This window comes from Streptomyces formicae, from assembly GCF_002556545.1.
Lineage (GTDB): Bacteria > Actinomycetota > Actinomycetes > Streptomycetales > Streptomycetaceae > Streptomyces > Streptomyces formicae_A.
This window is the reverse complement of the sequence record NZ_CP022685.1, coordinates 80,452-103,821: the sequence shown is the minus strand read 5'-3', so window position 1 is coordinate 103,821 and position 23,370 is coordinate 80,452. Positions and strand designations below refer to the sequence as shown.

Below are 23,370 nucleotides of genomic sequence, written 5' to 3'. Positions count from 1 at the left end.
GTCTCACCCTCCTGATGCCGGGGGAAGTTCCACGGTGACGCGGAGCCCACCGGCCGGGCGGGGGGTGAGCGTGAGGGTTCCGTCGTGCGCCTCGGTGATGGTCTTGACGATGGCCAGGCCCAGGCCGACGCCCGCCTGGTCGGTGTGGACGCGCTCGGTGCCGCGCTGGAAGGGTTCGGTGAGGGTCGCGACCAACTGGGGGGTGAGGTGCTCACCGGTGTTCTCGACGGCCAGGACCACGGCCCCGGCGTGGGCGCTCGTGTGGACCCAGACGGTGCCCCGGCCCGGCGCGTTGTGGACGATCGCGTTGTGCACGAGGTTCGTGGTGAGTTGCAGCAGGAGCGCGGGCGAACCGCTCGTCGAGACGATGTCGCCGCTCGTCCTGAGGGTGACACCGTGCCGCTCCGCGAACGGGTAGAGCGTTTCGGCCACCTCCTCGGCGACGAGGGACAGGTCGACCTTCTCGCGGGTGAAGGACCGCTGGTTGGCGCGGCTGAGCAGGAGCAGGGCCTCGGTGAGGTCGATCGCCCGGGTGTTGACGGTGCGCAGGCGGTCGATGAGTTCGCCCGTGTCGTGGTCCGGGTCCGTGTGGGCCACATCGAGCAGGGTCTTCGAGATCGCGAGCGGGGTGCGCAGCTCGTGCGAGGCGTTGGCGGCGAACCTCTGCTGTTCCGCGATGTGCGCTTCGAGCTGCGCGAGCATCATGTCGAAGGCGTCGGCGAGCTCGCGGAACTCGTCCTTGCGGCCCGGCAACCTGATCCGGTGGGAGAGCGATCCGGCCGCGGCCGTGCGGGTGGCGTGCGTGATGCGGTCCAGGGGAGCGAGCATGCGTCCGGCGAGGAGCCACCCTCCCAGGAGGCCGAACACCAGGAGGAACACCATGACCCCGGCTGCCGTCGGGGCGAAACTGCGGACGAAGAGGGTGCCCGGAGTGACCCGCACCGCCCCCGACTCATTGGTTTGCAGCCACCCCTGGCGCAGGAGGAACACCCCCACGGCAACGAGCAGCAAGGCGCCCGCGAGCATGAGGAATCCCGCGTAACTGAGGGTGAGTTTGAGACGCACGCTCAAGCCGGGCTGCCTGTCCACGGTCATCACCCTAGGGTCCGGTGGCGGATGCCGCGGCATTGCGCCGTCCGACGCTCGAGAAACGCATGGATGAAGTCTGCGGGTCGGCGGATATCGTCCGCGTATCGAAAATCGCACGACCCTGGGGGAGCCCGGGGAAAAACCTCCCCGGGCTCCCGGACCTCAGCGCCGGGCGTGTCCGCGCGCTACCGGCTCAGCGCTTTCACGCAGGCGGGTACACCAGGGTGATCTCGCGGTTCAGGCCCGTCTCGTCGGCGTCCGGGTACATCGAGACCTCGCCGTCGGACCAGCGCACCAGGAAGTCGTCCGGGTGACGGTTCTCGGTGTAGTCGCCCGCGGCGAGGACCGTGGCGTGTTCCCAGAGCCGGTTGGGCTTCTTGACCTGAGTTTCGCCGTGGAAGCCGTTCTGGTCGATGTCCTTGTAGAGCGTCAGCTCGCCATCCGTCCAACGGACCATCAGGTCGTGCTGGTCGTTTCCGGTGAAGTCGCCCGAGGTGAGCGTCGAGGCGTGCTTCCAGGTCCCGTTGGGCGCGGACAGCTGCTTCTCGCCGTGGAAGCCGTCACGGTTGACGTTGGTGTAGAGGGTGACCTCGCCGTCGCTCCAGCGCACCAGCAGGTCGTCGCTCCACTTGTTGTCGCTCGTGTAGCGGCCCCCGGTGATGGAGGTGGCGTTCTTCCACAGGGCGTTGGGCTTCTGCAGCTGGACCTCGCCATGGAAGCCCTTCTCGTCCACGTCGGGGTAGAGCGTCAGCTCGCCGTCGGACCAGCGGACGATGAGGTCGTCGCGGTCGGCACCGGTGAAGTCCCCGGCCGCCATGGTGGCGGCGTGCTTCCAGGTGTCGTTGGGCCCGGTGAGGCGGATCTCCTTGTCGAAGTTGTCCGCGTCCTCACCGGAACCGCGGTACAGGGTGACCTCACCGTCGGACCAGCGCACGATCAGGTCGGAGTAGTCCCACGTACCGGGGTTGCCGTCGGTGAAGTAGCCACCGGCCATCGTCTCGGCGTGCTTCCAGGTCTCGGCCTTGCCCAGGACGCCGCGCCCGGCAGGCTGCCGGTTGTTGACCGCGTCGTCGTACAGCGCCTTGGCGTCGCCGTCGAGGTACGAGCTGTAGGAGATGTCGTCCTTGTCGCCGCCGGTCTTCCAGCCGCCGATGACGCCGATGATGCCCCAGCCGGTGCCCTGCTTGATGAGGAACGGGCCGCCCGAGGCGCCGCCGGAGTACTTGTCGCACTGGATGCGCAGGAAACTGCCGGGAATCTTCGGGTCGGTGCTGTTGTAGCGGACGGTCTTGTCCGTGCAGTCCAGCGGGCGCTTCTGGTTGGCGGGGTAGCCGATCAGACGGACCGGGGAGTGGTCGTACCCGGCGTTGATCTTCAGCTCGGCTCCGCCGACGACGTCCTCGACGTTCTTCCCGCCGCGCGGCTCGAGCTGCAGGAAGTTGAAGTCGAGGTCCGCGGCGGCGTCAGGACCCTTGGACAGGTACCGCTTGTCGACGTAGATGCGTCCGGGCCTGACGGTGAAGGCTCCGTGCGGCTTCTTGCCGTCGTCGTACTGCGGCACGAACGTAAGGTTCTTGCGCGCGTCCTGGTCGTCGAAGCAGTGACCGGCACTCATCACGATGTTCTTGCCGGAACTCTTGACGACCGTGCCGCCGCAGAAGCGGCCGGTGTTGGTGCCGTCGTTCCAGAAGAAGGTGCCGACGATCGGCAGCCCTTCGAACGGCCGACTGGCCGAGCGCGGCATCCTGGTCGGAGCGGAGAACCGCTTGGCCTCCTGCTCCTGGACGGGCTTCGCGGCCCGCATGCGCTCAGGCGTCCAGTAGTCGTCGGCGTCGGCCGGTGTGAACCCGCGCGCGTCCTCGTCACCGCCTGCCGGGACCGGAGGCGGCGGGGTGGCGGGGGTGGCAGGTTCCTCAGCCTTGTCCACCGCCGTGGGCGCGGTGGCTTCCCCCCTGGGCGTCGGATCGCCGGGATCTGCGTACGCCGGAAGGCCCGGCAGCAGAATCAGTGCCGCGGCCCCCGCCGCGGCGCCCAGCGCTCTGCGCAATCTCATGGTCGTTTCCCCCATATGAAGATGAGAGGCGGGTCACCCTGTGTGGCGTGACCGCGCCAATATGAGCCATGATCGTAAGACTGTTGCGTACAGGGGGATATATGATCAACTTCACACGTGTGTCAACGTCTAGCGCGTATGCCGCAATTGCCGTTCCTGTACTGCTTCTTGGGGCTGCCGGAGCGGCCCACGGCGACGCGCTGCCCTTCCCCGGACGGGGATACGTGTCCGTCGGAGGTCCTGCGGCACCGGGCCAGATCGTGGACATCACGGTGAAGGAGCGGCCCGGCAATCCGCGCCCCACGGCGGTGGACGTCTCCAGCCCCGCACTCACCGACGACACGGTCCTGGGAGACACCGGGCGTGCCTGGGTGGGCGCCGGTCGGATCAAGGGCGACGTCACACCCGGCACGTACGACGTGAAGGTCACCCTCCGCCACAAGGACGCGGACTGCGTCGGCGAGGGGGAGCAGGACTACACGTGTGACTACCCCCCGATCGCCCTCCACGGAAAGCTCAAGGTCGCGGCGCCACAAGAGAGCTCCGGAGCGGGGGAGAAGGGGCCGGGCTTCGGCGCCGGAGTCGGGCTCGGCATCGGCGCGAGCGTCGTCGCCGCGGCGCTCGGCGGGGGAGCCGTGTGGGCACGCCGCAAACGCCGAGCGGGCGACGGCGCCTCGTGAACGCGCGGCGCGGCACGCGCGGATAACGCGCGGCACGGCACGCGCGGACAAGACGCGGCGCCCGCTCGCCGTTGCCGGTACGAGGTGCTCGCCCGCCGCTCCCGGTACGCGGTGCTCGCGGCGCCGCTGCTGGTGGGGCGCTCCCCGTCCTTCAGCGAGCCCCCGCCAGTACCTGGTCCTGCCCGGTGTCGCCGAGGAGGTAGCGGCGGAAAAAGGCGCCGAGGTACGTGGTGGCGGCACGGCGCTGTCGCGGCTCGGTCAGCTGCCTGGTCGGTGCCCCGCCCTCGCGGTCAGTGCACTGCCCGGGGTGCCCTTTCACCGGCATGGCGTCGTCGAAGGCCCCGACCTGACGGCTCCGGGGCGACCACTGCGTGTTGAAGTAGTTGTGGTTCGCGCCGGGGATCGCGAACCGGTGGAAACCGCTCCGGTTCCCTCGGGCCGCGTCGGCCGCGAACGAGAGTGCCTCACCGCCGACCTGCCCGTCGCATGATCCCCGAAGGGCGACGAAGGGGGTCCGGGTGATCGTGTAGTTGGTCATGTCCTCCGTCATCACGTTGTAGGCGGGCGCCACCGCCGCCACCGCCTTGACGTCGACGCCCTTGGGCCACCGCCCCCGATGCTTGTCGGCCGCCTGCCAGGTCGCCCCGGCCCCTGCCCTGGAATGCCCCATGACCCCCACGTTGCCCATGTCCACGTGGTGGGCGAAGCCGACGTGTCGCGCCGCTCCGGTCGCCGGGTCGGTGAACTTCCCCGCGAGCTCACCCTTGCCCCGGGAGCTGAGCTGCTGCCACATGCGCAGATGCCGGTTGATGAGATCCGCCCGTGCGGCAGCATTGTCATCCCCTGTCACGGAGGAGGCGTTGATGCCGTTGGCGCCGACCGAGACCACGACGAACCCCCGAGCGGCCAGCTCGCGGCCCAGGTAGTCGTATCCGCGTGAGCTGGGCAGGGCGGGCGTGCCCGGCGCACACGGCCAGGCGGACAGCTTGGCGTTGGCGGCTTCGTACGCGGCATCGTCCCCATCGCGTTCGGCGGCGGCGCGTTCCGCTTCGGCCTTCCGGTCGGCGCAGGTGTCGTGCAGGCCGTGCAGCATCACGATCAGTGGATGCCGCCCGGTACCCAGGTCGGCGGGGTAGTGCACCACTCCGGCCAGCTCGCCCGGTTCACCCGTCTGCGGCACGTGCCAGGCCCTGGCGCCCAGGTCGTAGCGGACCGTCCTGGTGCCCCCGGACGAAGGCGACGCGCTCTGCCCCGTCGCCCCGCTCGGTGCCGCGGCACCGGGTGCGGCGGTATACGTGAAGGCTGCCGCCGCTGCGGCCAGCACCGCCGCCGACAGGCCCAGCGGACGAGCCGAAGCCCCCGTGCGGTGGTGTCGCTTCATCATCAGGTCTTCCTCGGTGAGTTCGGGAGGTACGGGGCGGCCCGGAGCGTCAGCTTCGGCCCGTGGACGTTGCTCGGTGTGGAGATGAAGGGGCGTCCTCATCGGGCGGCGGCGTAGGAATCCACCACGAACGTGATGACCCGGTCCTGCAACGCGGCCCCTGACGCACCGGCCCGCTTGATCATGCTCGTTCCGTGCCATTCGCCCTTCTGGATGAGCAGTTCCTTCTTGCGGGCAACGGAGGCCGCGTAGACCTCACGGACCTGCTTCTCCACGTTTCCTTGCATGTCACCGGGCGACGCCACGAGAAGCGTCGGAACGTTCAGCTTCTTGACGGCCGCCACGCCGTCCACCCCGCCGCACCGGGCGGGCGAGGACATCATCAACAGGCCCACCACGCGCAAGGGCGTATCGACCCCGGCGACCGCTGCCGTCGTTCCCCCGCACGACGCCCCCGCCAGGAACACCCTCTTCGCGCCGACACGCCGCAGCTCCGCAAGACCGGCACGGGCGTCCCGGTCGATGTGCTCGTTCTCGGCCACGTCCTCGGACGCACCGTGATTGCGGTACTCGGGGATCACCACGTGGTAGCCACGCTCGGCCAACTGCCGTCCGATGTCGACGAACGAGCAGATGCTGTAGCCCTGCTCGTGATCCAGGAGAACACCGTCGGGTCCGTCCCCCAGGACCAGAGCCGACAGGTGCACCTTGTCACTGGTCGTCAGCGTGGTGGCTTTGCTCCTCAGGTCCTTGGGCACGCAGGTGTTGACGCGGTGCCCCCGTGCCGTGCGCACCGTGGTGTCGGGCCAGCTCGGCTCGTACGCGACCGGCTCATGGTCCGGCGGTGGCGCGGGAGCGCTGCTCCGCGCCCCGGAGGGCTTCGGCGCGGTGGACTTCGCGGCTCCCGCTTCCGAGCCACGCCCGGGGTCCCCGGCCGGGCTCGCGCAGCCCGACACCAGGCCCAGACACACCAGCGCGGCGGCAGCGGTAACGGCAGGTCTGACTTTCAGCACGATCTTCCTCAGGTCTCACGTTCGACGGCGACGTGTTCCGCGCGTGCCGGGCACACACGTCCGCACCGAGGCGGAACATCCCTCACGCCGTGACAGACGTGCGGCCTCGCCCGAGGTTGCAGGCCGCGACGATCAATGTTCCGGGGCCGGGAACGAAAGACGAGAGACGGGATATGGGATACAGGAGCCGGGAAACGCGATACGGACGAGCCACCCCACAGCCGCACTCCGCACCGCGCGGTCAACTGCAACCTGTCGGTGCCTCACACGTCCTTCCTGGTAGAGGACACCCCTTGAAAGCCCCGAACCGCTCTCTTCACGCAACAGGTTGACGCATATGCCAGAAATGCCCCGCTGGGGAACCATCCGCCGACACACCCGGCGTCAGCACGTCACCACCCCGCCCGCGGGGAAACGGCGCTGATGGCCGCCGTTTGCGCCGGTGCGGGTGCTGTCCCGCGCAGCCGATGGCGATGGCTCCTGGCCCGCCTCTCCCAGGGCCGCAACAGATCGGACGCCAGGGACCGCCCGTCCGGCACGGCGTCGGAGGAAGTCGACAGGCTGTACCGCCACCGCAGGCTCGACCTCGTACGCCTGGCCGTCCTCCTGGTCGACGACGTCCCCACCGCCGAGGACGTCGTCCAGGAAGCCTTCGCGGCCCTGTACCGACGTCACGGCGCATCGCTCGACGGCATCGCCGACCCCGAGGCCTACATACGGCGCAGCGTGGTCAACACCTCCAGGGACGTGCTGCGCAGGAGGCGCGCCGTGCGCGCCTACATCCCCCCCGCGCATCCTCCCCGCACCACCACCGGAAGAAGAGATCCTCCTCAAGGAAGAGCACCAGGAAGTGCTGCGGGCACTGAGACTGCTCACCGTGCGCCAGCGGGAGGTCCTCGTCCTCAGGTACTGGTCGAACATGTCCGAAGCGGACATCGCGTCGACCTTGGGCCTGTCTCGGGGAGCAGTGAAGTCCACAGCGAGCCGGGCACTGACGGCACTGGCCAGAAGACTGAAGGAGACGCCATGACCGCCGTCGAGGACCGCCTCCGCGCCACGCTGCAGGCCCGGGCCGAGCAAGTCACCGCTCTCCGCCCGGCCTCCCCGCCATCGGCCCGCGCGCGGACGGACATCCACCCCCGACTGCGCAAGGTCGCGGTCGTCCTCGTGGCCGCGGCAGTGACAGCCATCCTCCTCATGCTGCCGCGGCTCCTCTCCCATGACGCCCCACCAGCCCCCGCCGACACTCTGCCTCCCACCAGCCCGAACAGGAGCACGTCGCCTTCACCCACCCTTTCCCCACGGGACGAGACGCCTGGACCTGTCACGCCGTCGAACGCGCAGACCGCCGCAGCCCCGGGTCCTCACCGGTTGCTGCCGAGCGTCACTTCAAAGGGTTCGCACCCGAGGGCGATTCGTCGTTCCCGCGTCGGGCGTCGCACACGGAGGCCGCCGTGCTGACGTCCTGGTGCTGCTCTCGCACGAGACGGCGTGGGAAGCGCGGCTCGACCACGGGCCGCAGGACGCGGCGCACGGGCGCGGACGAGAACAGCACGCTCACGGCGACGCCCAGCAATGGCGTGACGACGACGGCCAGGGCTCCGAGCCGCGCGAGCTGGTCGCCGGCGCCGTACGCCTGGCCGATCTGCACCAGCAGGCCGTGCGTCAGGAAGGGGAACATGGTCACCGCGCCGAGCGCGGTGAAGGGAGTACGCCGCGTGGGCACCAGCGCGAAGAAGGCGGCGACCAGCGCGGCCGAGACGGCGAAGAGGAACATCCGGGTCATCAGGTAGTCCGGCCACGCGCTGTGCAGGTCGTCGTTGCTGTACTGCATGTGCAGCCACCGGACGTCATGTGAGGGGGCCATGACGTACGCGGACCCGAGAGCGACCAGCAGGACCACCACGGCGGACGCGCGGCAGAGGGGGGTGCGCAGCCGGTGGAAGTGCTCCGGGCGGAGCCGGAGCCCGAGGACGAACCAGGGCAGGAACATCAGGACCCGGGGCAGCGCCAGCTCGTAGTCCATGCCCGTCAGACCGGCGCCGAGGGAGATCACCACGGCGACGGGCACCGCGTAGCGGATCGCCTGCCACACCGGGGTGGTGAGGCGCCACAGGAAGAGCGCCACCAGGAACCAGAGAAGGTACGTGGGCTCGGTCGGCGTGAGCGCGAAGGAGGAGCCCCAGATCACCGTGTAAAGGGCCCTGTAGGCGACGGTGAAGACGAGATAAGGGACGAGCACGCGGGCGATGAGCGCTCTGACCTGGTCGGGGCGCCCGGTGAAGCCGCGGGAGAAGTAGCCGCACAGCAGAATGAACGCCGGCATGTGGAAGAGATAGACGACGAAGTACGCGCCCCGGACCGTGTCCAGTTCGGCGGGAAGCAGCGAGCCCCAGATGTGGCCGATGACGACCAGGGTCACGAGCAGGTACTTCGCGTTGTCGAAGAACGGGTCACGGGTCCGCTGCGGCGCCGGTGAGGCGCGGGCGGAGGGGCGGTTGTGGGGGACGGACGGGGCGAACGGCATCACGGGCACAGCTTCCTGATATCGCGGTGTTTGATGGCGTTGTTCTCTGCGAACGATGCCATCACACCTCGGTTCCCCGTCCAAGCAGGTTGACCTCGAGGGCCGAGGCGAGCCGCTGGCGCGGGTCGGCGTGCCGGGGTGCGCAGGTGTCAGGGGCCGAAGAGGTGGGCGGTGCCGGTGATGTCGAAAACGCGCTGGACGTTCGGGGAGGCGTCGATCAGGCGGAGTGCGCCGCCGTGAGCTGTCGCGCGGCGGCGGTGGCCGAGGAGCGTGGTGAGGGTGGTGGAGTCGATGAAGGTGGTCTGGGAGAGGTCGAGCTCGCAGAGTCGGTGTTCGTGGGAGGCCAGTGCCTGTGCCAGTTCCCCGATGTTGTGGAGGTCGATTTCGCCCGTCGCGTGAATCAGGACCGTGTCGAGGACGTCGAGGGTCTCGATGGTGAACGGTGTGCCTTGTGCCACGCGGGCGCCCCTTGGAAGTGTGCGTTGGTGGCCGGCCCCGGATGGAGCCAGCAACGCTGAGTGCCCGCGCAGCTCTGCCTCAAACGTGCTGGTGGAAGGCCGCGCCCACACCACCTGTGCGAGGCGGCTCGGCTCCCGCCGTGGCGCGGCGGTCTGCTGGGCTCATCGAGTGAGGTCTCACCGTGAAGGTGAGGGTGAGACCTCTGACCGGAGTGCGGCTCTCAGGCGGTGAGGGCCGTGTGCAGGGCGTCGAGGCCGTCGGCGTATATCCCGGTGAACAGGTCGACGACCTCCTCCTCGGTGGCTCCGACGGGGGTGAAGCGGCCCGACCACTGCACCTCGGCGACGTCGTCACGGTCGGGAACCGTGTGGACCCGGAGGGTGGAGACATAGCCGCCGACGGGGAACGGGGCCTGGAGGATGGCGTAGCTGTAGTGGCGCTCGGCCTCGTTGAAGTCGACGAGGCGCTCGATGATGACGTCGCCGTCGGGGTTGGTCAGGCGCCGGACGCGCCCGCCTTCGAGGGCGGTGCTCTCGGGGATGTAGGGGAGCCAGTCGGGGAGGGCGTCGAAGCCTCCGATGAGGCTCCACACCTTGTCGGGCGGGGCGGGGACGGTGCGCGAGACGGACGTGGAGGCCATGGTGGTTCCTTGTCGATGTGGGGGGCGGGGGTGGGGCTCAGGCGTTGTCGGGGAGCGGGGCGGCCGGGCTGACCAGGCCCTCGGCACGCACGTCGGTCCAGAACGCGGCAGGGACGGTCTCGTTCAGGGCCGCGGTGTCCTCGGCGATGCGGCTGGGCCGGGTGGCACCGGGGACGACGGCGGCGGACGCGGGGTGGGCGAGGGAGAACTGCAGGGCGGCGGCCTTGATGCTGATGCCGTGCTTCTCGGTGAGAGCCTTCAGCTTGCCGACGCGCTCGATGATCTCGGCGGGAGCCTGCTGGTACTCGAAGTGGGTGCCGCCCGCGAGGATGCCGGAGCTGTAGGGGCCGCCGACGACCATGTCGACGCCCTGCTCCTGGGCCATGGGCAGCAGGCGGGTGAGCGCGTGCTCGTGGTCGAGGAGGGTGTAGCGGCCGGCGAGGAGGAAGCCGTCGGGCTTCGGCTCGTCGAGGGCGAGGGTCAGCTCGATGGGCTCGGTCTTGTTGACGCCGAGGCCCCAGGCCTTGATGACGCCCTCGTCACGCAGCCGGGACAGGACGCGGAAGGCGCCGGTGCGGGCCTCCTCGAACTTGGCGAGCCAGGCGTCGCCGTGGAAGTCCTGGGCGATGTCGTGGACCCAGACGACGTCGAGCCGGTCGGTGCCCAGGCGCTTGAGGCTCCCCTCGATGGAACGCTCGGTGGCCTCGGCGGTCCACTCGTGCAGGATCTTGTTCGGGTTGCCGTGCTCGAACAGGCCGCCCTTCTCGCCGAAGTCCGGGACGTCCGTCTCGTGCTCGTCGAGGATGACGCGGCCGACCTTGGTGGACAGGACGTACGCGTCACGCGGCTTGGCCGACAGGACCTCGCCGAGCCGCTCCTCGGCGAGTCCCGCGCCGTAGAAGGGAGCGGTGTCGAAGTAGCGGATGCCCTGGTCCCAGGCGGCCTCGACGGTGGCACGGGCCTCGTCGTCGGGGATCGCGCGGAACATGTTGCCGAGCGGAGCCGTACCGAAGCCGAGACGGCCGGGAAGGATGTTCTTGAGTGACATGAGCGATGCCCTTACGCGGTGTGGGGGTGGAGTGTGCGGGGGAGGGGCGACGTGGCCCCGGAGGAGCGCCGTAGCTGGAGGCAGGCGTCCTTACGTGTGACGACATTACTTGCGCGCGCGGGCTATTGCAAGGGCGGGTTATGTGCGCCCGCTCTGTAACGTGTCGCGCCCTCGTCCCGGGGCCGGTGAAGAAGCGGGAGCCGGGGCTTGAAGCTGCCGCAGCGGAAGCCTCTACCGTGCTGAACAGGGCGGGAGATTCCGGCCCGGCGGAGCACGTGTGAGGGAGGCGGCGATGGCGTGGCCGATCGCGGAAGTCGCCCGGATGTCGGGTGTGACGGCCCGGACGCTGCGGCACTACGACGACATCGACCTGCTGTCACCGGCCTGGGTCGGGGCCAACGGCCACCGTTACTACGAGGAGCGGCAACTGCTGCGGTTGCAGCAGGTGCTCGTGCTGCGGGCGCTGGGCCTCGGGCTGCCTGAGATCGGCCGGATCCTGGCCGCGCAGGTCGATGAGCTGGAGGCCCTGCGGGGGCATTGCCGTCGACTGCTCGCCGAGCGGGACCGGCTGGACGTCCTGGCAGGCACCGTCGCCCGCACGATCGCCGAACTGGAGCAGTCGAGGAAGGACGGCACAGACATGATCAGCATCAGCCGACCGGAGAACCTGTTCGAGGGCATCCGGTCCGCCCACTGCATGAAGGCCCTGCACGGCTTCCCGGAGCTGGTGGGGACCGTCGAGCGGCACACCGCGGCCATGAGCACGGCCGAGCGCGAGGCCGACGAGCGCGAGCGCACGGCGCAGATGATCCGCCTTGCGGAGCTGTTGGCCGTCGGCCTGCCCGCCGACGCCGATGAGGTGCAGGCCGAGATCGACGCCCAGTACCGGACGCTGGCCCGGATCAGGGCGGCCACCGCCGAGGAGTACTGCGCGATCGGGCGCACCTGCGTGGAGGACGAGCACTGGCGCGCGGCCTACGAGGGGATCGCGCCGGGCCTGGCCGCGTACCAGCGGGCCGCCATCGAGGCGTACGCCGCGACCCGGCTGCGCTGAGCCGGAGCGGGGCCGCCGCCGCGGGGGAGCGGCGGCCCTGCCGGGACGCGGCCGAACCCTTTTCGTTTGGAGTGGCGTGCGGACCGGGGGAAGATGCCCACGAGGCGGAGTCCGGCCCCGTGAGGAGGGACAAGGCGGTGACCTTGCGTTCCGATGTGGCGGAGCTGCTGGCGGGGGCCGGTATCGCCGACGTGGACGTCGACGACGCCGTCGCGGACGAGCACGCGCGATCGTCCGCGTACCGGCGCGTCGTCCTGGTGGCCGCTTCCTCGCGGAGCCGTGCCCGAGACCGCGCGATCGTGGCCGCGATCCTGCGCGACCCCCACGAGATGGGAGCCAAGTCGGCGGTGGTCGCCCTCGTGGACGGGATCGCGGCGCAGGCGACCGGCCCTGCCGAGTTCCGGCAGTGGTCGGCCGAACTGCTGCCGGAGATCGACGCGCTCGAGACGGCGGCGTATCGCGAGTTCATCCGCCGCCGCGTCGACGACTGGTTGTTCTCTCTGACCGTCGAGGGCGGTCATGTGCCGACGCCGGTCGAGTTGGCGAAGGTCACGGACTGGATGCAGCGCGTCCTCGCCGACGGGTCGACGTCGCTGGCCGTACTCGCCCTGCTCGCCGAGTCGGGGAGCAGCAGGAAGATCCGTAACATCGCGAAGAACCGGGCCGGAAGCCGCGAGCTGAGAAGGGCGACGGGCTGACGTCCGAGGTGCGAGCTAGGCGCCGTCGCTTCCCTCGCGCAGGGAGTGGATCATGCTCTGCAAGATCCGGAACGCGCCGGCCTGCTCCGTCTCGCTCATGCCGGACAGCATTCTGACCTCGACGGACCGTACCGCCACGGTCGCCTTCTCCAGGCTGCGCCGACCGCGAGGTGTGAGCCGCGCGGGAAGGGCCTTCCCGACGGGTGCCTCCGTGGGCCTGGTCACGTAGCCGTCCCGTTCCAGTGCCTGGAGCAGTACGTTCATCGACTGCCGCGTCACGAACGCGCCCCGCGCGAGCTCGGAGTTCGACAAGCCCGGCCGTTGGGCGAGCAGTTCGAGGCAGGAGTAGTGCGTCACGGTCATCCCCAGGGGTCGCAGCACCTCCTCCATGGCCGCGCGCAGGGCGCTCGAAGCCTCTTTCAGCAAGTAGCCCAGTGATTTGTCCAGGTCGATGCCCGCACCGCTTTGACTCATGTCAGAAGTCTGACATACCGTGGTGCGTGTCAGAAACCTGACACGAAGAGAAGGAGCATCATCATGCCCGTCACCGGCCCTGACTTCATCTCCCTCCAGGTGCGCGACCTCGACGCTTCACAGGCGTTCTACGAGCAGTACCTCGGCCTCGTCCGCTCGCAGGCCGGACCTCCGCACGCCGTCGTGTTCGAGACGAAGCCGATCGCGTTCGCGCTCCGCGACGTCATTCCCGGCACCGATCTCGCATCCGTTCCCCAGCCCGGCATCGGCGCCGCGATCTGGCTCCACGCCACCGGCGTCCAGGCCATCCACGACGCACTCGTCGCCGACGGTCACACCATCGTCTCCGCACCGATAGACGGACCCTTCGGCCGCACCTTCGCCTTCGCCGACCCCGACGGCTACCACGTCACGCTCCACGACCGCGCCTGACCGGCCGCACGCCAGCGACGGCGGTCACCCGCCGATGAAGCTCACCGTCTCTGTCATGTCCGCCCGCCCGGTGCGCAGTCGGGGGACGCCCTCCTTCTCGAATCCGACGGCGACACCACAGAGCAGCGCGAGCCCCTCATCGGCTCCGACCGCCCGGGCGACGGTCTCGCGGTACATCGTCCACATCACCTGAGGGCAGCTGTGCAGCCCCTCGGCCCGCAGCAGCAGCATGACCGTCTGCAAGTACATCCCCGCGTCCGCCCACTGCCCCGGTCCCATCGCGCGGTCGAGGTAGCAGAACAGGACGACGGGTGCCCCGAACGCGTCCGTGTTCAAGGCGGCGATCTTTCTGGGCCTGTCGGGGTCGTCGCGCTCGATTCCCAGCGCCGCGTAACGCTGGGCGGCCGCGGCGGCGAAACGGTCCAGATACGGCGAGGCCAGGTCGGCCGGGTGCATCGGGTACTCCCGCTCGTCACCCGGGTCCCCGGCCCGTGCCCTGGCCGTCGCGCGCTTCTTGAGCTCGGCCAGGGGCTCGCCGGTGACGACGTACACGTGCCACGGCTGGAGGTTCCCGCTCGACGGAGCCCGCGTAGCGGCGGCCAGCACTCGTTCGAGTGTCTCCTTGGGCACCGGCTCATCGGTGAACGCCCGCACTGCCCGGCGACTGTCCACGGCTTCGTACACGTCCACGTCTTCTCGCCCTCTCGCCCACCAACAACCGCTCTCCCCTACCGTATTCAGCGGTCGGTGCCGACCTTCGCGCGCCTCCTCGTCGACTCGTGAGGGCCCGCACCCCGAGTGGCGAGTGGTGTTGAGGGGTAGATCGCGGGGGATCGACGGCGAACGGCCGGACAGCCACGGGACGTCCGCGCATCCTCGTGATGCGCCGGGAGAAGGGCGACAACTCCATGTACAGATCCGTATCGAGGGGACCGGTCCGGATGAGCCTCGCGCTCGGCGCGGCCTTGGCGTCGACCGTGCTCTGCGCGACGGCGGATGCGGGTGCGGCCGCACCCGCACCCGCACCCGCATCCGCGACGGGCGGCGCGGCACGCGGATCCGTCGAGCGGGTGGGCGTCGAACGCGCCTGCCCCGTCGTGTACTTCGACCTGGGCGAGACGCTGGTGCACACCGCGGACGACGGCGGCACCAGCTACCACCCCGGCGCGGCCGCCTACCTGCGTTCCCTGCGCGCACGGCACATCAAGGTCGGCCTGATCACCAACGTGCCGCCTTCCTGGGGCGCGACCGACGCCGAGCGCGCCGCCCGGTTGAGGAGCGAGGTCGACGCCACCTGGCAGGGTCCGGCCTCCTTCGCCTGGAAGGACTTCGGCGACCGGATCCTGACGCCCCGGACGGAAGCGGAACGGAAGCCGTCTCCGGTGCTGTGGCAGCGCGCGAAGGACCTCTCGGGCGGATGCCGCCTCGTCTACCAGGCGGAGACGGCCGGCGAGGTCGACGTCGCGGCCTCGCTCGGCTACCTGGCGTACCAGATCGACCGGCCCCACCGGCCGACGTACCTCCCGGTCGGGCTCATCGAACTCCTCGGTCACCGCCCGCGCTGACCCCTACGTCACCCGCTGTGTCATCCGCGCCGCGCCCTGCCGGATTCGGCCCCGGGAGCGGCGCGGAAGGCTTCACCGTCCGTTCCCCCGGCGTCTTGCGTCACGACCGGGACACCGCCGGGTGCCGATTCCTGACTACCCTTCATGACCCCACTGTGCAGGCCCAGTTGGAAGCCCCCGAGTAGGAGCGCCGTCGCCAGCGCGCTGTGCAGCAGCAGCGCGTCCAGGTGCCCGGCGGAGACGTACGCGCCCACGGCGACCGCGGCGAGTGCGCACACCGCGCGGTCCACGATGCTCTCGACCGAGAGGAGCGTCGCGCGCGGGGCGTGCGCGGGTACGGCGTCGTTCACCAGCTTGCGCTGGACCGGGTAGGCGAATCCGGTCGCGGCGGCGAACAGGCAGAGCAGCGCCACCACGGACCACGGTCCGCCGAAGGCCATGCCCGCCAGGCTGCCCGCGAGCACGAGGCTGAGCAGGGAGACCCAGGCCACCGGGGTGAGGCGGCGGCTGAGCCACTGCGGCCGGGCCGAGCCCACCGCCTCCGCCACCGTCATCGCGGCGAGCACCCCGCCGTGCGAGGCCTCCGCGATGCCGTGGTCGAGCAGGATCGGCTGGAAGAGGTTGACCTGGCAGATCCGGGAGAGCGTGAAGACGGCCACGCCCTGGACCATGACCAGGGCCAGCCACCGCGAGGAGGCCACACAGCGCAGGGCCGCGCCCGCGTCCCGCAGGAAGGCGCCGCCCCTGCGCCCGCCGTCCGACCGGTCGGCGGCCTTCCCGCTGCCGTTGCCGCCGTCGCCCGCTCCGGCGAGCCGGGGCAGCGCGACGGCGCACGCCAGCGAGCCCGCCGCGCTGACCGCGCTGAGCAGATAGGGGGCCGCGTGGGCGAGGGCCATCAACGGGCCGACCAGCGGCCAGCACACCACCTTCGCCGCAAGACCCAGGGCGCGCGCGGTGCCTTCCGCCTTCAGGTAGTGCTCGTCGCACTTCTCGGCCCGCAGCCCGTCGTACAGATACGCGCTGGCCGCGCCCGAGGTGAGCGAGCGGCCCGCGGCGATGGCGAGGAAGTGCACGAGGAACCCGGTGTACGAGGCGCTGAACACCGGAGCGAGGTTGGCTGCGGTCATGACCACCGCCCCGGCCCGCAGGCAGTTGCGGGTGCCGATCCGGTCGGCGATCAGTCCCGTCGGGATCTCGAACAGGCAGAACGCCACGTAGTAGATGCTCTGGATGCCGAAGATCTCGGCGTCCGTCAGCCCCGCCGTCTTTTGGTAGGCGTAGAACACCGGCATCCACCACAGCAGGTTGAACAGCAGCTGGAAGCCGTAGTTGAGCCGGATGATCCGGCGGGCGGTGTCCGTCAGGCCGCCGCCCGCCCCGGTGGGTGAGCGGCGCACGCGCGGCCTCACAGCGCGTACGGGCGGATCTGGACCAGCCGGAAGTCACCCTGCTCGGTCATCAGCCACTCGATGTCCAGCGGCTTGTCGACGTCGGCCCCGCCGGACGCCGGGCCGCTGAAGTGGGACTGGAGGAGCCGCCCGGTCAGGGACAGGTCCGCGAGCCGGGCCCGGGTCGCGGCGGACAGCGGCTCGCCCCAGGAACCGAGGGCGACCGTACGGCCCCCGCCCTCCACCGTGTTGTACAGGTACTGCTGCGGCAGCACCGAGCCGTCGACCACCTGCTCCGGTGAGCCGGGCGAGCAGTTGAGGTAGACGTTGCGGAAGTCCTGGTCGCGCGTCGGGTTACAGGTGACGAGGACGCCGCCGAGGGAGGCGGGCACGTACTCCTGGATGATCACGCCCATGTACGTGTCGTCGAGGGAGATGCCGACCTGGTGGCGCAGGCGCACGCTGCGGGGCGAGACCAGCGAGGCCCACACCTGGCGCACGGCGTCCAGGAGTTCCTCGGTGCCGTGGACGGTGGTGACCGAGTCGTAGACGCCCGCCGCGGAGAACCCGGGCAGGTCCTCGGCGTTGGACGAGGAGCGCACCACGAGGCGGCCGCCCGGGGCCGCGGCTGCGGGGAACGCCTGGTTGATCTGCCGGGTGACGGACTCGGGAACGGGCGTGTGCCGGATGAGGTGCTGCAACTGCAGGCAGAGCGCGTCCAGGGCGTCGGTGGCGTCGAGTTCCAGCGCCATCTTGAGCTTGCCGATGCCCTGCTGGAGAGGGGGCGAGGAGGCGAGGAAGTTCTGCTGCAGCGCGAAGGGGAGCGCGACGCCCGCGGGGGCGCCGACCGTCGAGGCCACGAACCGGGCCGCGGCGGCGCGCAGTTCCTCCCCGGTGGGCTCCTTCAGACCGAGCCGTGCCGCGAGGTGCCCGCACAGGTTGTCGCGGGGCGGGCGCGGCTGCCGGTGGAAGGCCGTCAGGTCGGCCGTGCGGCTGTCGAGCACGTGGTGCAGCTCGCCGAGGTTGGCCGCCTTGGTGCCGTACCGGCCCCGGTCGGTGCCGCGGAGCCGGTGCAGGGCGAGGACCGGAGTGTCCTCGAGCAGGGGCGGTTCGAGGCGGATGCGCTGCTGGTGCCAGGACGGGGCCCGCAACACCGGCTCGTGGTCGAGGCGTTCCAGGGAGATCTCGTCCTCGCGCACCTGGTAGCGCACCCACGCGCCGTCCAGCGCATCACGCTCGACGAGCTGCTCCAGGTCGCGCACGATCGCGTTGGGTATGCCCCACCCGGAGGCCAGGACGTTGGTGTGCGAAAGCGGCGTGATCGGCGCGGTGTTGAGGAACCCGGCGACCCGGGGCACGTCGTCCGGCAGGCACGGCATGGCGACGATGTCGGCCCAGCCGAGCCCGGCCTCGGCCGCCGCGTACTCCTGGTGCGTACGGAAGAACCGCAGCCGCCCGGTGGCCTCGCCGGAGTTGAGCGGGGTCCTGTTCCTGGTGCCGAAGAGTTCGTGGCTGAGGATGCGCGGCACGCGCTGTTCGCTGATCGCGGCCAGCTCCTCCTCCTGCCCGTGGTTGGCGGGCTTGAGCAGCAGCGGCAGACGGCCGTCGACGCGGAGGCGCACGTACTCGTAGAACCAGGCGAGGAGGTCACCGTGCATGGTGTCGGCCTCGGTGGTCTCCAGGACGAGGAAGGGGCGCTCGCGGCCCTCCGCGTCCTGTTCGGCGTGCAGGGACAGCACGCCGAGCAGGAAGCGTCGCCCGGGGTCGGTGTAGACGGAGGCGTTGAACGCGTCCAGGTCGGCGTCGAGGGCGGCCAGTTCCATGCCCAGGACGCGGGTGGCGACGTAGTTGACGTGGAAGGGGTGGGCGGCGGTGTCCAGCAGGTGCCAGGTGTCCTCGGCGCGGTCGACGACGACCTTGAGGTACTGGTGCCCCGCGAGGACGCCCGAGAGCGTGCGGAAGAGCGGCAGGGACAGGTTCTCGCCGACGACCGTGCGGTCCGTGGCGGATTCGGGGGCGCCGGAGAGCAGGTGGGCGGTCATCGGGAAACCTCCTCGAGCTGTGCGGCGGGCAGGATCCGGGGCAGAGCGTCGACCAGGGTCTCGAAATCACGGAGCACGGTGCGCGGGTCCGCGGCGGAGAGCAGGCAGAGGGCCGCCATGGTGTTGGCCCCGGCGGCCGGGTCGTAGACCGGGACGGTGCTGCCGTCGGCGACTGAGCTCTCCGCGACGACCGAGAGGCGGCTGCCCCGGCTCAACGGCACGCGGTCCGCGACCGCGGGGAAGTCCCAGACCCTGCGGTCCTGCCAGGCCGCGCCCGCGCCGTCGACCGCGAGGACGACGAGGGAACCCGCCGCCCCGCGCGCCTGCGCCGGGGTGAGGGCGCGCTCGGGCCAGGCGACCGGGCGGCCGAGGAGGTGGTCGACGAGCATGCCGATCAGGTCGAGGTCGAAGACCTCCTCGATCTGCGGCACCGTCATCGCGCCGCCGAACCGGGCGGCCGTCTCGATCAGCCACATGCGGCCGTCCGCACCGAGCTTGATCTCGGTGTGGATGCCGCAGTCGCGCAGACCGAGCGCGTCGACGGAATCCCGGGCGAGGGCCACGATCCGGTCCTGGGCGGCCGGGGACAACTGGGCGGGGGTGATGCCCGCCCGCTCGGTGAACGGCTCGACCGTGGGCATCCGGCCGCTGACACAGACCGGGTGGAACACGCCCCGCGCCACGACGCCCTCGACGCTGACGTAGTCGCCCCAGCCCGGGTCGTCGAACCACTCCGCCGCGGTGCCGGTGACGATCTGCTCGACCACGAAGTCCGCGTCGGCCTCGGCCACATGCAGCTCCGCATAGCCCAACTGGGCCGATTCGGCCATCACTTCGCGCGACCGGCGCCATGCGCCGCTCACCTCGTGCGGGGAGCGGATGATCTGGTGCGCGGTGGAACCCGCGCTCCAGGCCGCCTTGAGGAGGAGCGGGAAGGGCAGGCGGGTGGCCGCCTCGTGCAGGTCGGCCTCGGTGGCGACGGGCCGGAACTCGGGCTGGGGCAGGCCGTGTTCGTGCCAGGTGCGGCGCATCAGGCGCTTGTCGCGGGCGAGCGCGGCGGCGCCGCCCGCACCCGGCAGACCGAGCGCCTCGCACGCCTCGGCGACGGCGACGACCGCGTACTCGGAGAAGGTGAGCACCGCGTCCGCGCCGACGGCCTTCGCCCGCGCGACGATCAGGGACACCAGATCACCACGGTCCGCGTCGGTGGGCGTCACCACCGAGGCGCACAGTCTGTGGGCGTCACCTGCCACGGCGGGAGGAAGAGCGCTGAGCGCCAGGAGGTGCACCTGCGCCTTCGCGGCCGCCCGGGACAGGACGTGACCGAGCGGCGGACCACCCTTGGCATGCACTAACAGCACCTTGCTCACTGAAGTTCGTCTCCGTTTCGTCCAGTTGGTACGTATCGCCGTACGGGGACCGGCGTCGCGCGCCGAGCGCGGAGGGACACCGGGGATGCGTGGCGGGGCGCGTTCACCCGCACTTCCAAGGGGAACAGGCGCGGGACCCCGGTGACGCCGCGGCGGCGGCCCGGCGTTCAGGCAAATGCCTGAGTCCGGCCGCGGACGCGTGCCGCGAGGACCGGCGGCCCGTCGGCGAATTCCCGCTCTGCGCTGCCACTTCGGCCGAGAACCGAGCATGCGCGAGCGACGGACGGGATACGCATCGCGTGGTGACTGTGCGTCAACCAGACGTATACGGAAGGAGAAACGGCCGTGGACGATTCCAGCCTCAAGGCCCTGCTGGAGGACCTTCCCGTGTTCTGGTGGGAGTTCGACCAGCCGTGGCACGTCCGGGAGCGGGGCGGCGGGGCCTTCGCCGACACCGGCACGGCCCAGCGCTTCCTCGACCGGGTCCGCCAGGAACTCGCGGACCCGGGACACCCGCCGCGCGACGGCCGCTGGCTGGCCCGGTTCGACGGCCGGACCTTCGACGTGAGCTGCCCGCGGGACGCGACCCGCGCGCACCGCCGCACCCGCGGCCTGGCGGTGGAGGTCGACACCCACCCCGAGGCCCCGCGCAGGTACGCGGCCTTCGCCGACCTCGTCGACCTCGCCCCGGCGGCCGCGTTCATCCGGGACCGGCACGGACGGTACCTGTGGGCCAACCACGCCTACGCGCACCTCTACGGCACCACCGCGCAGGAACTCACGGGGCGGTGCATCGAGGACTTCGACGCCCCCGAGGAGGCCGTCCAGTTCCGCACCCTCGACCAGGAGATCCTGACCCGGGGCACACCGGTGCGCCACACCCTGCACTACCGCCGCCCGGACGGCAGCGCGGGCCACGCCGTCGGCCACCGCTTCCCCGTCAGGGAGAACGCGCAGACCTGCGTCGCCGGAATCTACGTGGACATCACGGACCACCTGCGCGCCATGGTCCAGCGGCAGGAAGCCGAGGAGCGCCTACGGGCCCTGCGCGACCACACCGGGCTGCCCTGCGCGCTCCTCACGGCCGGCGGCCGCGTGATCGAGGCGAGCGCCGCGGCCGCCGAGCTGTTCGACCTCGGCCTGCCCGACCTGGTCGGGCGGCGGGCGCACACGCTGCTCGCGCCCGCCCCCGGCCTGGAGCGGCTGCACCGCCGCTGGCGGGGGCTGATAGCCCGGCGCACCAGACGCGTGGAGACCTCCGTGATGCTGGGCGGGACGCGGGGGCTGCAACGCCGCGCGCGACTCCACCTGACGACGGTGGGCCACTCCGCCGACCGGGCCGGGCAGGTCTGGGCCGTCGTCACGCACCAGAGCCTCGCCCACCAGGCCCACCCGGCCCTCACCGCCGCGCAGATCCGCATCCTCACCCTCCTGGCGGAGGGCAGCAGCAACAGCGACATCGCCACGTCGCTGAAGCTGTCCCGGCAGACGGTCGACTACCACCTGGGCCGCCTGCGCGGCCTCCTGGGCGCACCGACCCGCCCGGCCCTCGTCGCGCGGGCCTACGTCCTCGGCATCCTCGCGCCCGCCGCCTGGCCCCCGCGCTCGGCGACGGCGGCGCATCCGCTGAGCACGGTCTGACGGCGGGCGTCCCCGGAGAACCGCGAAGGACCTGCTTCGAGAACCGCGAAGACCTACTTCTCCCAGCCCACCGTCTCCGGCAGGGGGTTGTAGAAGATGGTCGCACCCACGTTCGCCAGTCCCTTCTTGACGCTGTACGTCGAGGGGCCGCTGAACAGCGGGAGCTTGGCGTACTCCTGAAGGGCCTCCTTCTCGACCCTGTTCACCGCCACCGTCTGCTGGCCCAGGTCGGCGATCTCCGTCGTGGCACGGATCTTCTTGTCCAGCGCGGGGGACCCGGCCCCCGTGATGTTGGACTCACGGTCCGAGCAGTACGTCTCGCACAGATAGCGGACCCCGAAGGGATCCATCGAGCGGTTGCCCGAGAGGAACAGGTCGAACTTGCGCTCGTTGATGATGTTGGAGAAGTCCGCGTCGTCGCCCTTCTTGATGACGAGGCGCACGCCGACCGGCTTCAGCATCGCGGCCAGGGCGCCGGCGGTGGCCTTGCCCAGCGCGTCGTCGCCAAGCAGCGTGTATCCGACCTCGAGCCGCTTGCCGCCCTTCTCCCGGACCCCGTCGCCCCCGGGCTTCCAGCCCGCCGCGTCGAGGTCCTTCTTGGCCTGCTCCGGCCCGTACTTCAGGACGGCCGAGACGTTGTCCGCGTACCCCTTCTGGAAGCTGTAGAGCACCGCGGAGCCGGGCAGCGGCTCCTTGTAGTCCAGACCCTGGAACTGGATCTTCGCGATCTGGGTACGGTCGATGCTCTCCTGGATCGCCTTGCGCACCGCCTTGTCGCCGAGGACCGACGACTTGGTGTTGAAGTTCAGCGAGTACTCGAACGGGCTGCCGCCGCTCCGGATCTCGGTGCCCTCGAGCCCCTTGAGCTGCTTGAGGCTCTCGGCGTCGACCGCGGAGACATAGTCGAGCTGACCGTTCTTGAACGCGTTGACCGCCGCGGTCGACTCCAGGTTCACGTAGACGCGCTTGTCGAGCTTGCCCTTCTTGCCCCACCACTTCGGGTTGCGTACGAAGGTGATGTTGCCCGAGTGGGTGTCCCACTTGCCGACCGTGTAGGGGCCCGCGCCCCACTCGGGGTGCGCCTTCTTGACGTACGCCTTGTTGAAGTTGTCGACCGTCGCCGCCTTCGGGTGCAGGAACGTGAAGAACAGGCTCGGCCAGGAGGGGTAGACGCCCTTGAAGGTGATGACCGCCTGCTTGTCGTCCTTGCCCCGCGTGACGTCGGTGATCTGGTCGTAGCCGTCCGTCGTGGAGGCCGCGAAGTCCTTGTCGGAACCGTTGTTGGCCTTCCACGTGGCCTTGATCGCGGTCCAGTCGATGGGCGTTCCGTCGTTGAACACGGCCTTCTTGTTGAGCGTCAGGACGACCTTCTGGCTGCCGCCCTTGACGGACACCTTCACATCGCTGAGGTAGTCCGGGTTGTACTGCACTTCACCGGTCGGCGAGAACGTGATCGGGTTCGCGTTGTACCAGGCCCATACCCGGGTCGCCGTGAGGGTGCCGTTGACGTTGAAGGGGTTGCCCTGCTCGTCGAACGTCCCGACCGTCGTGTAGGTCCCGCCGTCCTTGATCTTCTCGTACGGCGTCGGGTTGTAGTCGGCGGCTCCCGACGCGGCGGACGGGGTGCCTTTGCCGCCCGAGCCCGCGGCGCCGTCACCGGATGAGGACTGGCACGCGGTGGCGGAGACGGAGATGGCTGCGATGAGGGCGACGGGCAGGGCCAGTCTTGCGCGCATGGGAAAGCGTCCTTGTGTTGAAGAGGGAAAGGTGAACTGCACTGTGGTCGTGGGTAGGTGGCGCCGCTCAGCGGCGGAGG

The 23,370-nt window shown here is 70.5% G+C and carries 20 protein-coding genes and 1 pseudogene; 7 read left to right on the top strand and 14 right to left on the bottom strand.

Going from position 1 to position 23,370, the window contains the following annotated elements:
• Positions 1–3: 3 nt before the first annotated feature.
• Both KY5_RS00450 and KY5_RS00445 read right to left on the bottom strand, forming a co-directional pair.
• On the bottom strand, positions 4–1,089 hold the full coding sequence (locus KY5_RS00450; protein WP_098246979.1) for a sensor histidine kinase: 1,086 nt from the start codon (positions 1,087–1,089) through the stop codon (positions 4–6).
• A gap of 202 nt (positions 1,090–1,291) precedes the next feature.
• Positions 1,292–3,142 carry a trypsin-like serine peptidase gene (locus KY5_RS00445; protein WP_159072445.1) on the bottom strand — a complete coding sequence of 617 codons (1,851 nt, stop codon included), beginning with the start codon at positions 3,140–3,142 and terminating at the stop codon, positions 1,292–1,294.
• A 224-nt stretch (positions 3,143–3,366) separates the two neighbouring features.
• Here KY5_RS00445 and KY5_RS00440 point away from each other — a divergent pair, with 224 nt between their 5' ends.
• A complete protein-coding gene (locus tag KY5_RS00440; RefSeq protein ID WP_098240260.1) occupies positions 3,367–3,822 on the top strand; it encodes a hypothetical protein in 456 nt (151 codons plus the stop codon).
• A 151-nt stretch (positions 3,823–3,973) separates the two neighbouring features.
• On the opposite strand, the gene KY5_RS00435 is transcribed toward KY5_RS00440, so the two are convergent.
• Complete coding sequence (locus KY5_RS00435; RefSeq protein ID WP_324959014.1) at positions 3,974–5,206, bottom strand: alpha/beta hydrolase; 1,233 nt, start codon at positions 5,204–5,206, stop codon at positions 3,974–3,976.
• Between the two features lie 95 nt (positions 5,207–5,301).
• Positions 5,302–6,216 carry an alpha/beta fold hydrolase gene (locus tag KY5_RS00430; RefSeq protein WP_234362560.1) on the bottom strand — a complete coding sequence of 305 codons (915 nt, stop codon included), beginning with the start codon at positions 6,214–6,216 and terminating at the stop codon, positions 5,302–5,304.
• 423 nt (positions 6,217–6,639) lie between these two features.
• Between KY5_RS00430 and KY5_RS00425 the strand changes: the two are divergent.
• A pseudogene (locus KY5_RS00425) lies at positions 6,640–7,246 on the top strand (SigE family RNA polymerase sigma factor).
• Positions 7,247–7,600: 354 nt separating this feature from the next.
• On the opposite strand, the gene KY5_RS00420 reads toward KY5_RS00425, so the two are convergent.
• From KY5_RS00420 to KY5_RS00405, 4 genes are all read right to left on the bottom strand, one after another.
• Positions 7,601–8,743, bottom strand: coding sequence for an acyltransferase family protein (locus KY5_RS00420; protein ID WP_159072444.1), 1,143 nt, complete (start codon positions 8,741–8,743; stop codon positions 7,601–7,603).
• A gap of 149 nt (positions 8,744–8,892) precedes the next feature.
• The gene (locus KY5_RS00415) at positions 8,893–9,201 is read right to left on the bottom strand and encodes an STAS domain-containing protein (protein WP_159072443.1); all 309 of its coding nucleotides are present in this window, start codon (positions 9,199–9,201) and stop codon (positions 8,893–8,895) included.
• Between the two features lie 221 nt (positions 9,202–9,422).
• Complete coding sequence (locus KY5_RS00410) at positions 9,423–9,842, bottom strand: SRPBCC family protein (RefSeq protein ID WP_098240257.1); 420 nt, start codon at positions 9,840–9,842, stop codon at positions 9,423–9,425.
• A 37-nt stretch (positions 9,843–9,879) separates the two neighbouring features.
• Entirely contained in the window at positions 9,880–10,890 is a 1,011-nt protein-coding gene (locus tag KY5_RS00405) for an aldo/keto reductase (RefSeq protein ID WP_098240256.1), read from the bottom strand.
• Positions 10,891–11,182: 292 nt separating this feature from the next.
• Here KY5_RS00405 and KY5_RS00400 point away from each other — a divergent pair, with 292 nt between their 5' ends.
• The gene (locus tag KY5_RS00400; RefSeq protein WP_098240255.1) at positions 11,183–11,944 is read left to right on the top strand and encodes a MerR family transcriptional regulator; all 762 of its coding nucleotides are present in this window, start codon (positions 11,183–11,185) and stop codon (positions 11,942–11,944) included.
• 137 nt (positions 11,945–12,081) lie between these two features.
• Positions 12,082–12,642 carry a hypothetical protein gene (locus tag KY5_RS00395; RefSeq protein WP_098240254.1) on the top strand — a complete coding sequence of 187 codons (561 nt, stop codon included), beginning with the start codon at positions 12,082–12,084 and terminating at the stop codon, positions 12,640–12,642.
• A gap of 15 nt (positions 12,643–12,657) precedes the next feature.
• Here the strand turns inward: KY5_RS00395 and KY5_RS00390 are convergent, their stop codons facing one another.
• Positions 12,658–13,116 carry a MarR family winged helix-turn-helix transcriptional regulator gene (locus tag KY5_RS00390; RefSeq protein ID WP_098240253.1) on the bottom strand — a complete coding sequence of 153 codons (459 nt, stop codon included), beginning with the start codon at positions 13,114–13,116 and terminating at the stop codon, positions 12,658–12,660.
• A 63-nt stretch (positions 13,117–13,179) separates the two neighbouring features.
• Here KY5_RS00390 and KY5_RS00385 point away from each other — a divergent pair, with 63 nt between their 5' ends.
• Positions 13,180–13,548, top strand: coding sequence for a VOC family protein (locus tag KY5_RS00385; protein WP_098240252.1), 369 nt, complete (start codon positions 13,180–13,182; stop codon positions 13,546–13,548).
• Between the two features lie 24 nt (positions 13,549–13,572).
• On the opposite strand, the gene KY5_RS00380 is transcribed toward KY5_RS00385, so the two are convergent.
• Entirely contained in the window at positions 13,573–14,238 is a 666-nt protein-coding gene (locus tag KY5_RS00380; RefSeq protein ID WP_098240251.1) for a nitroreductase, read from the bottom strand.
• Between the two features lie 251 nt (positions 14,239–14,489).
• Between KY5_RS00380 and KY5_RS00375 the strand changes: the two genes are divergently transcribed.
• Complete coding sequence (locus tag KY5_RS00375) at positions 14,490–15,113, top strand: hypothetical protein (RefSeq protein ID WP_234362559.1); 624 nt, start codon at positions 14,490–14,492, stop codon at positions 15,111–15,113.
• A 20-nt stretch (positions 15,114–15,133) separates the two neighbouring features.
• Here KY5_RS00375 and KY5_RS00370 read toward each other — a convergent pair whose 3' ends face one another.
• The 3 genes from KY5_RS00370 to KY5_RS00360 are packed head-to-tail and all read right to left on the bottom strand — an operon-like array spanning position 15,134 to position 19,895.
• Entirely contained in the window at positions 15,134–16,510 is a 1,377-nt protein-coding gene (locus KY5_RS00370) for an MFS transporter (RefSeq protein ID WP_234362558.1), read from the bottom strand.
• Between the two features lie 8 nt (positions 16,511–16,518).
• The gene (locus KY5_RS00365) at positions 16,519–18,543 is read right to left on the bottom strand and encodes a PEP/pyruvate-binding domain-containing protein (RefSeq protein ID WP_098240250.1); all 2,025 of its coding nucleotides are present in this window, start codon (positions 18,541–18,543) and stop codon (positions 16,519–16,521) included.
• Positions 18,540–19,895 (bottom strand): ATP-grasp domain-containing protein, encoded by a 1,356-nt coding sequence (locus KY5_RS00360; RefSeq protein ID WP_418952729.1) that lies wholly within the window; start codon positions 19,893–19,895, stop codon positions 18,540–18,542. The genes KY5_RS00365 and KY5_RS00360 overlap by 4 nt, the downstream gene beginning before the upstream one ends.
• A gap of 363 nt (positions 19,896–20,258) precedes the next feature.
• Between KY5_RS00360 and KY5_RS00355 the strand changes: the two genes are divergently transcribed.
• On the top strand, positions 20,259–21,554 hold the full coding sequence (locus KY5_RS00355; RefSeq protein WP_098240248.1) for a PAS domain S-box protein: 1,296 nt from the start codon (positions 20,259–20,261) through the stop codon (positions 21,552–21,554).
• Between the two features lie 53 nt (positions 21,555–21,607).
• On the opposite strand, the gene KY5_RS00350 is transcribed toward KY5_RS00355, so the two are convergent.
• The gene (locus KY5_RS00350; protein ID WP_199842868.1) at positions 21,608–23,290 is read right to left on the bottom strand and encodes an ABC transporter family substrate-binding protein; all 1,683 of its coding nucleotides are present in this window, start codon (positions 23,288–23,290) and stop codon (positions 21,608–21,610) included.
• Between the last annotated feature and the right edge of the window lie 80 nt (positions 23,291–23,370).

Bases quoted from the DNA above. Each gene is read 5' to 3' on its own strand.
- KY5_RS00385 (WP_098240252.1), top strand. From the start codon at position 13,180: ATGCCCGTCACCGGCCCTGACTTCATCTCCCTCCAGGTGCGCGACCTC.
- KY5_RS00410 (WP_098240257.1), bottom strand. From the start codon at position 9,842: ATGGCCTCCACGTCCGTCTCGCGCACCGTCCCCGCCCCGCCCGACAAG.
- KY5_RS00400 (WP_098240255.1), top strand. From the start codon at position 11,183: ATGGCGTGGCCGATCGCGGAAGTCGCCCGGATGTCGGGTGTGACGGCC.
- KY5_RS00350 (WP_199842868.1), bottom strand. From the start codon at position 23,290: ATGCGCGCAAGACTGGCCCTGCCCGTCGCCCTCATCGCAGCCATCTCC.
- KY5_RS00375 (WP_234362559.1), top strand. From the start codon at position 14,490: ATGAGCCTCGCGCTCGGCGCGGCCTTGGCGTCGACCGTGCTCTGCGCG.
- KY5_RS00420 (WP_159072444.1), bottom strand. From the start codon at position 8,743: ATGCCGTTCGCCCCGTCCGTCCCCCACAACCGCCCCTCCGCCCGCGCC.
- KY5_RS00365 (WP_098240250.1), bottom strand. From the start codon at position 18,543: ATGACCGCCCACCTGCTCTCCGGCGCCCCCGAATCCGCCACGGACCGC.
- KY5_RS00390 (WP_098240253.1), bottom strand. From the start codon at position 13,116: ATGAGTCAAAGCGGTGCGGGCATCGACCTGGACAAATCACTGGGCTAC.
- KY5_RS00405 (WP_098240256.1), bottom strand. From the start codon at position 10,890: ATGTCACTCAAGAACATCCTTCCCGGCCGTCTCGGCTTCGGTACGGCT.
- KY5_RS00435 (WP_324959014.1), bottom strand. From the start codon at position 5,206: ATGATGAAGCGACACCACCGCACGGGGGCTTCGGCTCGTCCGCTGGGC.
- KY5_RS00445 (WP_159072445.1), bottom strand. From the start codon at position 3,142: ATGAGATTGCGCAGAGCGCTGGGCGCCGCGGCGGGGGCCGCGGCACTG.